This is a genomic window from Brachyspira innocens ATCC 29796 (assembly GCF_000384655.1).
Lineage (GTDB): Bacteria > Spirochaetota > Brachyspiria > Brachyspirales > Brachyspiraceae > Brachyspira > Brachyspira innocens.
The window spans coordinates 1-9,690 of record NZ_ARQI01000056.1 but is presented as its reverse complement, the minus strand read 5'-3'; the positions used below and the strand labels follow the sequence as shown (position 1 = coordinate 9,690).

The window sequence follows — 9,690 nt, the reverse complement described above, 5'->3', positions numbered from 1 at the left end:
ATACGCTATTACCAGTTTACTGCTGTAGATATTGCTACTAAAATAAGTTTTAGATATTTATATTCTGAAAAAACACCAGAAAGCACTATTGATTTTCTTGAACGTATGCTGGAATATTTCCCATTTCGCGTTCATTGTATTCAAACAGACAATGGCACAGAATTTACTTACCGAAAACTTTTATTTGAGAAAGAACACCCATTAGATATATTTTGTAAGAAGAAGCATATTAAAAGGGTTTATAGTCTAGCTACGAAGTGCCCTGTGGGTCTCATCTCCTTGGTACAATGGCGTAGTTGAAAGTACACATCACTGCGACCAACAAGAATTTTACGATTTTTGTACACAAGAATTAACTTTAGAAAAAGCAAATCAAAAATTAAGGAAATATAATAATTTTTGGAATCATAAAAGAATACATTCTACTTTAAATTATGATACTCCTATGTTATACTTCAAAAAACTAAGGAATACTTAAATGTAATATGTTTGGCACCTGTGCAATACTGCGATTTTGTATTTTTATACCTTTAATAGACTTGTTTCAAAACTACTTGACAAAATTATATATAAAAAAATTAGTAATTGTCAATTATAAAATAATGTTTTACATGTTTTATAAAATACTATTTTAGTATATAAATATGAAGTCCTTCGCCTGCCGACACTGCCAAAGGCACACTTCGCGAGGCGGACTTCGTATGGGTTAGCACCGATAGGTGCCTTGCCTACAGCACGCAGAGCGGACGGCAAAAGAAGTGGGGTTTTGCGAAGCACGCAGAGAGGGGCACGCAGTGTACTCCGTAGACAAAGCCCCAATTATTAAAACTATAAATATTATTTTTAAATTTATTATATAATAATATCACTATATGTATGCATAAAATTACAACAGGTATATTATATAGTTAATAAGAAAAGCACCTCCATTTTTTTATAAATGAAAGTGCTTTTATAATTATTTATTATTAATTATTATTTTACCAAACTAGAGAAATCAAGCATATTTTTGAAAATTTTATCCACTGAAGAAAGCAAAGCTATACGGTTATTTTTAATTTTTTCATCTTCTACATTAACCATTATATCTTTAAAGAATTTATCCAAAGGTTCATAAAGACTTGCAAGAAGAGAGAAAGTTTTTTCATATTCTCTATTTTCCATAAGTTTATTAACTTCATTTAATTTTTCTTTATATGTATTATATAATGATTTTTCAGCTTCTTCTTTTAATAAAGCCTCATCTAAATTAACATCTTTAGCAGATTTAATCATATTTTTAATTCTTTTAAATACTGTTAAAAGATTAGAGAATAAAGCCTCATTTTTCTTTCTAAACTCATCAATAGCTTCTATTTTTAAGTAAGCATCATACATATCATCTATACCTGTAGAGAGAACTCCTGCAACAGAATCTTTAGCAAAATCAATATCATTTTCAAAACGTGATTTAAAAAACTCAAATATATCTTTTAGTAAATCTTCGCTTTTATTATTTCTTGCATCTTTAGGCATAGAATTAATAGCATCTTCTATTAATTTTTTAAGATTAACATGCTTTTTAGATTTTATAAGTATATTTATAATACCAAGAGCCTGCCTTCTTAAAGCATTAGGGTCCTGAGAACCAGTTGGTATATCACCTACATAGAATCCAGCTGCTATATTATCCATTTTATCAAGTATTGCTATAGCTTTACCAGCATCATTAGAAGGTATTTCATCGGAAGCAAATAAAGGTCTGTACTGTTCATTAATAGCCAATGCAATATCATCATTAAGATTCATAGCTTTGGCAAAATATCCTCCCATTATACCCTGAAGTTCTGGGAAGTTGTAAACCATATTGCTTACTAAATCTGATTTCATATATTTAATAGCTTTAAGTATATTATCTTTATCTTTTTCATAACCTAAAAGTCTTATTAAAAGTTCAGAGTTTTTCTCAAGTCTTTTTACTTTATCAGCAACACTTCCAAGCTCTTTTCTAAACATTAGCATTTCAAGTCTTTCATTCATCTCGTCCATGCCTTTTTTGATATCTTCTTGGTATAAGAATCTTCCGTCTGAAAGTCTTGCAGTTAATACTCTTATATTTCCAGCTATTATCTGAGGAGTTTTAGGCTGATTTGCAGTTATTACAAATACATTAGTTAAAGAGCCGTCTTTTTTGCATAATGGGAAGTATTTCTGATGTTCAATCATTTCGCTTGTCAATACTTCTTTAGGTACTTCTAAAAATTTAGAGTCAAATTCAGCAGTTAGTAAGTATGGCTCTTCTACCAAATCTACAACTATTTCCGATACTTTTTTCTTAGAAACTGCCTCAAATCCAAGCTCTTTTTCTATATTTTCTAACTGACTAATAATATTTTCAAGTCTTTTCTCTCTTGATACAATAACATGTTTTTCAAGCAATACTTTCTCATAATCTTTAGGATTATGAATTTCAGTAAACTCTGGAGAAAGAAGTCTGTGTCCTGTTACTTTATTATTTGTTTCTATTCCAGCCACAGAAGTTTTGATAATTTCGTCTCCGAATAAAGCAAGTACATTTCTAATAGGGCGTACAAAAGCAAAATCTTTGTTTCCCCATCTCATTTTCTTTTTAAAATCTATTTTAGAAACTATATCTTCCAATACTTCTTCAAATAGTTTTTTAGTTTCTACGCCCTTTTTCTCTTCTTTTACAAATAAATATTTTTTTCCATTTACTTCTTTTATATATGGTTTATTAAAGTCTTCTTTTTCATCTATATTTTTAATCAATCCAGCATCAATATTATGAGATTTTAAAAAACCTTCTCCTGCTTTTGTTAATACACCGTCTTTTAAAGCACTTTCAAATAAAGGACCTCTAAACTCTATAACTTCATCTTTAGATTTTTCTTCTACATCTTCAGCAAGAACAGATAATCTTCTTGGAGTTGTATAAGCTATTATGGATTTGAAATTCACACCGTTACTCTTAAATGTGTCTTCCATAATCTTCTTAAAACTAATACTTGCAGGATATGCAAAGTCTGCAGGTATCTCTTCAACCAATATTTCAATAAGCAAATCTTTCACTTTAATATTCCTTAAAATAATATATTAACTGCTATATTGTATATTTATATATAAAAAAAACAATATTTTTTAACTGATAATTTATAATTTTATTAACTATTTGTTTAATATAAGGTTATAATAAATATAAGGATAATAATATTTGTACAAAATTGTATATAATTGACGATAATTTTACTATTGATTTTATATAATTAATATAATATATTTATTATATAAAAATTTGCGATATAATTTATGGAAGATTTTTTAATATGCAGACAATAAAAACAAAACAAAATATATTAATAATAGATGATGAAGAGGACATACTTACAACATGTCAAACTATTTTAGAAGATGAAGGCTATGATGTAGAGATAGCAAAAAATAATAACGAAGCTGAAAAAATACTAGAAAGTAAAAATATTAATTTGGTATTTTTAGATGTATGGCTTCCTAATGTAGACGGACTTGATATTTTATCACATATAAAAGAAAAATATCCTTCTACAGCAGTTATTATGATGAGCGGACATGCCGGAGTAGAAACAGCTGTAAGGGCTACAAAAATGGGAGCTTATGACTTTTTGGAAAAGCCTATAAGTATATCTAAACTACTTTCAAGCTGTGATGAAGTTTTTAAAGAACATGTTAATAATAATATAGAAATAGAAAATACAAATAATGAACATATAAATAAAAAAACTGAATGCAAATATAAAATACGTCAAAGAACAATAGCTAAAAGTGTGGTTGTGAGCGGTTTTGCCCTAATGGAAGGAAGAAAAACTGCATTGACACTTGTACCTGCAGAAGCAAATACGGGAATAGTTTTTATAGATATTAATACTAATACTCATATAAAATTATCCCCTGAAAACATTTTATCAAAAGATAAGTCTGGTGCTGTTAATTCTACTGCTTTGGTATCTGGAAACAGATATATAAAAACCACAGAACATTTTTTAGCAGCACTTCATATGATGGGTATTACCAATTTAATAGTAAAATGCGATGGAGAAGTACCTAATGTAGACGGTTCGGCTTTGGTATTCTGCGATGCTTTAAAAGAGGCTGGTTTTATTGAGCAAGATGATTATGCTGATCCTATAGTTATAGATCAAACTTTAACTTACGGAAATGTTAATGATGATGAAACTTATATCATACTATCTCCTTATGACGGACTTGAAGTAACTTTGCGTATAGATTTTGCAGGTTCTATAGGCGTTCAGAAATATACATATAAATTTGAAAACTTTGATCAGTTTACAGAAGAAATAGGTAAAGCTAGATCATTTAATACTATAGATAATATAGACTATGCACAAAAAATGGGTATGGCTGGAAGCGGTATGATAGGAAGCCATATATTATTATGCGATGGTAAAGTTATAAATACTAAACTTCATTTTGATAATGAGTTTGTAAGGCATAAAATTTTGGATATAATTGGAGATTTATATATTTTATCAAGACCAATAAAAGCTAAAATAACTGCAAATAAATCCTCACATTCTTTTAATCATTCTGTTGTGCATGATTTGGCAAATAGATATTTATAGATAGATATTTATATGAAGAAAACATATTGATTTAATAATCAAAAATGTTAGAATATAATACTGGAATGAATTTTTGTTTAAGAGTTATAATATATGGCAGATAGCAGACTAAAAACGAATACGACAGAAGAACAAAATAATATATCTCTATATTTTGCTGATGCTAAAAAAGAAAAACTATTAACCCGTGAAGAGGAAATAGAACTTACAAAAAGACTTAAAGAAGGCGATGCAGAGGCAAGGTCTAAACTTATTAGAAGCAATTTAAGATTTGTTATAACTATTGCAAAACAGTATAAAAACAGCGGACTTCTGCTCGAAGATCTTATAAGTGAAGGCAATATGGGTCTTATAATAGCAGCTGATAGATTTGACCCAGATAAAGGTTATCACTTCATATCATATGCTGTGTATTGGATAAGGCAGAGTATATTAAGGGCTATCAATGAAAAATCAAGACTTATAAGACTTCCTCTCAATAAGGCTATGGATTTGGTTGATTTGGAGCGTACAGTACATCAGTACTATTATAAAAGCGGATATACTCCAGATGTTAATAAGCTTGCTGCCATATTAAATAAAGATCCTAATGATATACTGCATATTATGTCTATGAGTACAGAGCATATATCTCTTGAAGGTGAATATAATTATGACGGAATGAAAGACAGGCTTATAGATACTATAGAAGATAAAACTTCAAAAAATGTTGAAGATACTGCTATAAATAAAGAGCTTATGGAAGAGTTAAAAACTGCTATTGAAAGTTTGTCAGATATAGAAAAACAGATAATCAATGCAAGATACGGTATAGATCAAGAGAGAAAAACCCTTAAAGAAGTTGGAGAGATGTTTTCTTTTACTAAAGAACGTATAAGGCAAATAGAAAAAAAAGCATTAAGAAAAATGCATTCTCAGAAATACAGTTCATTAAAAGATTTCTTAAAATAGAATTTATTATAAAAATCAGTAAATTTATTTAATATTTCTTGTGTAATTTCAGATAATTATTATACTTAACACCTTTTATTAGAAAAATAATAAAATTTATAAGTATATTTTTTATGAAATGGAGGTTATTTTGCAAGATAAAGAACTATTAAATATACTTGATATCTTCATAAAAGAAAAAAATCAAATAATAGAAAAAATAAAAAAAGAAAGAAAAAAATTAATACCTAAAATAAATATTATAGAATACTCTATGTATCCAGAAATATTAAGAAACCAATTATTATATGATATTTTGAAAGTGAATTTTGTAATTGATAATAATAACAAAGAAATTAATTTTGCAAGAGATTTTGCTGATTATATTATAAAAGATATGCTTAGATTTAATAATATCAATACTGATAAAGATATAAATATTGATGCTGATATCATTGAAGATAATATAAAAATTGAGATGAGTATATATAATAATGATTTTAAAATCATTATAGAAAGCAAAATAAATATTTTTGAATTAAAAAAACAATTAAAATGTTATTCAAATGATAATTTATTTATTGTTATATTAAGTAAAAGCGATTATGAATCGAACATATTGGACAATAAATTAAAAAATTATGATAATGTATGCTGTTTATCGAATAGTGATATTGCATACTTTATAGACAATAATATTATCAATAAATACAGCTTCTTAAAAGATGATAAATATTCATCGATTTATTCAGCATTAATTCAAATTAGAAATAATGAGATAAACATAAGTAATAAAAAAGAGGAATACAATATGGAAAAGTCTATAATAGAAGATTTTTTAAACAATAATGAAATTTATAAATCATTAAACACAATGAAAGATATAGAAGAATGTTCAAAACTATTTTTAGAAGCAAGCAGTATAATAAAATCAAAAAAAATAGAAATAAATCCTATAAAAAACCAAATAGAAATTATCAAAAATGTTATAAAGTATTTAAAAAGCCATGGTCTTAATAATGATAACTGCAGATATTTAGATGAAAAAATATTCAAAGAAAATATTACAAACAGCAATACCGCAGCTTCAACTCCTATAATTATTTATTTAAATAAACAGCTTTTAATAAAATTATTCATTAATATACATTACTGCCATGTAAGTATATTTTCAAACAGCAACGATATAATAGACAAACTAAATCAAAAAGAAATTAAAGATGAAATACAAAAGATATTTTCACCTTTTGAATTATTTGAAGGAAAAAATGATCCAGACCCATTAGATTATTTGTATGTTTATTATTTCTACATAAATAAAGATGATAAGCCTGAAGAAATAGCAAATATTATAATAAACATATACAATTATTTAAAAAAACAAAACTTATAATAAAATATGTCTGGGCTTTATATACATATACCTTTTTGTACATATAAATGCAGTTACTGCAATTTTTATTCTATTGTTAATATGAATAATATTGATATATACAAAAAATATACTCACTTGTTAATAGAAGAGCTAAAAATTAGAATAAAAGATTATAAACAAAAAATAGAAACTATATATTTAGGAGGAGGTACACCTTCTGTATTAGGTCATGATTTACTAAAATATCTATTAGATAATATAACAGATATTGTTTATACACATAATGAAAATAAATATTTAATAAAAGAAATAACAATAGAATCTAATATAAATAATATAAATAATAAATATATTAATTTTTTAGAAAATATAGAAAATATAAGGCTTTCACTTGGCATACAAACATTCAATGAAAAAAGTTTATCTATTATAAACAGACACACAGACAAAAAAGATATTATAAATGCCCTCAAATTAATAAATAAATCTTCTTTAGAAAATATTTCTCTCGATTTCATATGCGGTCTTCCTTTAAACTCAAAAACACAGATAAAAGATGATATATTATTTTCATTTGACCTTCTTCCAAAAATAAAGCATATTTCTCTTTACTATTTGGAACTAACAGAATCACTGCAAAATAAATGGGAAAAATTACTTCCAAGCGAGGAAGAATCAATTATTTATTATAAATTAGCTTCTGACACATTAGAAGGCTTGGGATTAAAACGCTATGAAGTGTCAAATTTTGCTCTATCTAATTACAATTCTATTCACAACAGCAATTACTGGCTTATGAAAGATTATATAGGAGTAGGAGTATCTGCCTCAGGCTGCTATAATAATATAAGATATACGAATGTAAAAATGATTAATGATTATTTTAATTCTATATCGAAAAATCAGCTTGCTGAAAAAGAAAGAGAATATTTAGATAAAGACACTAGAAAAAAAGAATTTATATTCCTTTCACTGAGAACAGCAAAAGGAATAAACATAAACAAATATAATTGCATTTTCAATGAAGATTTTTATTTAAAACATGAAAAAACGATAAACAGCCATAGAGAATATTTTAATATATCCCCTAAATACTTATCTATAAAAAATTCTTATTTTAATTATGCTGATGAGATTAGTATATTACTGCTGTGATTTTATTAAAGATTCCTGAAAGTTTTTGTCATTTATAAGATATTTATCAACTATTACTGCTAAAGCACTGTCTTCTTTTTTTAATTCCTTAGCCCCTCTTGTTATCGAACAAAGGCTGGCATTAAGATGTTTTGCTATTTCATATTGAGGCATTTTTTTCCTTAATAAGGTGACTATCCTAAGCCTTTGCTGTATCATATCTTGTTCGTCCTTAGTAAAAAGTTCTCCTAAAAGCTTTTTAATAAACTCTTCATCTGTTTCTGTTGCTAGAATATGTGCTAAAAGTTCCATATTTATTCTCCTTTAATTATTACTATTTATAATACTACTATAATAAGTATAGAATAAATATTAATTTTTTCAAGTGAATTTTATATTATTGCATACAATTAAATATATTTTGTTATTTTATAATATATTACAAGTATATAAATATCACTGTTTTTTAAACAAAGGTCTATTTATGAAAAAAACTAATAAAAAAAACAATAAAGATAATAAAAACACTAAAAAAATATCAACTAAAGAAAATGGTATTAATAATATTTTTATCATTATATTTATAATATTTATTGTATTAATGACTGCTGTATATATATATTATAATAAAAACAATAAAAATATAATAAAAAATATCAATGAAATAGATTCTTCAGGCCTTACAATAGTGATGAAAGCACTTCTTAACGAAAATAATAATCTTAATATAAACGATATAAAAAGACTTATAAGAGACAACAGAAAAAATATAGACTACAAAATTAGAGACAGCGAAAGCAAAACACTTTTAATGTATGCTGTATTTAATGGAAATATAGAAATAATAAAAGACATATCAAAATATGGCAGCCTATTAGATGAAACTGATAATAATGGAAGAACTGCTTTGCATTGGGCTGTTTATTATAATAAATATGATGCTGTTGCTGCTTTAATAGAACTTGGGGCCAAAGACTATATAAAAGATAATTATTCTCTCACTCCAATAGACATAGCACAATATGAGGGCTATGAAGAAATATACAAATACTTATCTTCATTACAATAAATAACAGTGAATAATAGTAAATATAAAAGGAAATAATAAGTTTATAAATTAAATGCACAGGAGCCAGAGATATTGCATTTAAGTATTCCTTAGTTTTTTGAAGTATAACATAGGTGTATCATAATTTAAAGCTGAATGTATGCGTTTGTAGTTCCAAAAATTATTATATTTTCTTAATTTTTGATTAGCTTTCTCTAAAGTTAATTCACTATTACAAAAGTCATAAAATTCTTGTTGGTCGCAGTGATGTGTACTTTCAACTACGCCATTGTACCAAGGAGATGAGACAGGACTATAAACTCTTTTAATATGCTTCTTCTTACAAAATATATCTAATGGGTGTTCTTTCTCAAATAAAAGTTTTCGGTAAGTAAATTCTGTGCCATTGTCTGTTTGAATACAATGAACTCGAAATGGGAAATATTCCAGCATACGTTCAAGAAAATTAATAGTATTTTCTGGTGTTTTTTCAGAATATAAATATCTAAAACTTATTTTAGTAGCAATATCTACAGCAGTAAACTGGTAATAGCGTATTTCTCCAAAAAAAGCATATGACGAAGTCC

8 protein-coding genes and 1 pseudogene are annotated in these 9,690 nt (G+C 26.2%); 6 read left to right on the top strand and 3 right to left on the bottom strand.

Annotated features, from left to right (window positions below):
• A pseudogene (locus tag F811_RS17140) lies at window positions 1-478 on the top strand (integrase core domain-containing protein); the annotation flags it as partial.
• A 497-nt stretch (window positions 479-975) separates the two neighbouring features.
• Here F811_RS17140 and glyS read toward each other — a convergent pair.
• Window positions 976-3,069, bottom strand: a complete 2,094-nt coding sequence (gene glyS / locus F811_RS0101205; protein ID WP_020003484.1) for a glycine--tRNA ligase subunit beta — start codon at window positions 3,067-3,069, stop codon at window positions 976-978.
• A 254-nt stretch (window positions 3,070-3,323) separates the two neighbouring features.
• Between glyS and lpxC the strand changes: the two genes are divergently transcribed.
• The 4 genes from lpxC to hemW all read left to right on the top strand — a co-directional run bounded on the left by lpxC (window position 3,324) and on the right by hemW (window position 8,076).
• Window positions 3,324-4,616 (top strand): UDP-3-O-acyl-N-acetylglucosamine deacetylase, encoded by a 1,293-nt coding sequence (gene lpxC / locus F811_RS0101200; RefSeq protein WP_020003483.1) that lies wholly within the window; start codon window positions 3,324-3,326, stop codon window positions 4,614-4,616.
• 93 nt (window positions 4,617-4,709) lie between these two features.
• Window positions 4,710-5,567 (top strand): sigma-70 family RNA polymerase sigma factor, encoded by an 858-nt coding sequence (locus F811_RS0101195; protein ID WP_020003482.1) that lies wholly within the window; start codon window positions 4,710-4,712, stop codon window positions 5,565-5,567.
• 130 nt (window positions 5,568-5,697) lie between these two features.
• On the top strand, window positions 5,698-6,939 hold the full coding sequence (locus tag F811_RS0101190) for a hypothetical protein (protein WP_020003481.1): 1,242 nt from the start codon (window positions 5,698-5,700) through the stop codon (window positions 6,937-6,939).
• Between the two features lie 6 nt (window positions 6,940-6,945).
• Window positions 6,946-8,076 (top strand): radical SAM family heme chaperone HemW, encoded by a 1,131-nt coding sequence (hemW, locus tag F811_RS0101185; protein WP_020003480.1) that lies wholly within the window; start codon window positions 6,946-6,948, stop codon window positions 8,074-8,076.
• Here the strand turns inward: hemW and F811_RS0101180 are convergent.
• Window positions 8,065-8,367: a Trp family transcriptional regulator gene (locus F811_RS0101180; protein ID WP_013113458.1), complete on the bottom strand. Its 303-nt coding sequence runs from the start codon at window positions 8,365-8,367 to the stop codon at window positions 8,065-8,067. The genes hemW and F811_RS0101180 overlap by 12 nt on opposite strands.
• Before the next feature lie 172 nt (window positions 8,368-8,539).
• Between F811_RS0101180 and F811_RS0101175 the strand changes: the two genes are divergently transcribed.
• The gene (locus F811_RS0101175) at window positions 8,540-9,124 is read left to right on the top strand and encodes an ankyrin repeat domain-containing protein (RefSeq protein WP_020003479.1); all 585 of its coding nucleotides are present in this window, start codon (window positions 8,540-8,542) and stop codon (window positions 9,122-9,124) included.
• Between the two features lie 78 nt (window positions 9,125-9,202).
• On the opposite strand, the gene F811_RS0101170 is transcribed toward F811_RS0101175, so the two are convergent.
• Window positions 9,203-9,690 (bottom strand): integrase core domain-containing protein (locus tag F811_RS0101170; protein WP_020003478.1); only part of this gene is annotated, 488 nt, incomplete at its 5' end.

What these genes read in the sequence shown, in the direction of transcription:
- lpxC (WP_020003483.1), top strand. Translation starts at nt 3,324, where the DNA reads ATGCAGACAATAAAAACAAAACAAAATATATTAATAATAGATGATGAA.
- F811_RS0101195 (WP_020003482.1), top strand. Translation starts at nt 4,710, where the DNA reads ATGGCAGATAGCAGACTAAAAACGAATACGACAGAAGAACAAAATAAT.
- hemW (WP_020003480.1), top strand. Translation starts at nt 6,946, where the DNA reads ATGTCTGGGCTTTATATACATATACCTTTTTGTACATATAAATGCAGT.
- F811_RS0101180 (WP_013113458.1), bottom strand. Translation starts at nt 8,367, where the DNA reads ATGGAACTTTTAGCACATATTCTAGCAACAGAAACAGATGAAGAGTTT.
- F811_RS0101175 (WP_020003479.1), top strand. Translation starts at nt 8,540, where the DNA reads ATGAAAAAAACTAATAAAAAAAACAATAAAGATAATAAAAACACTAAA.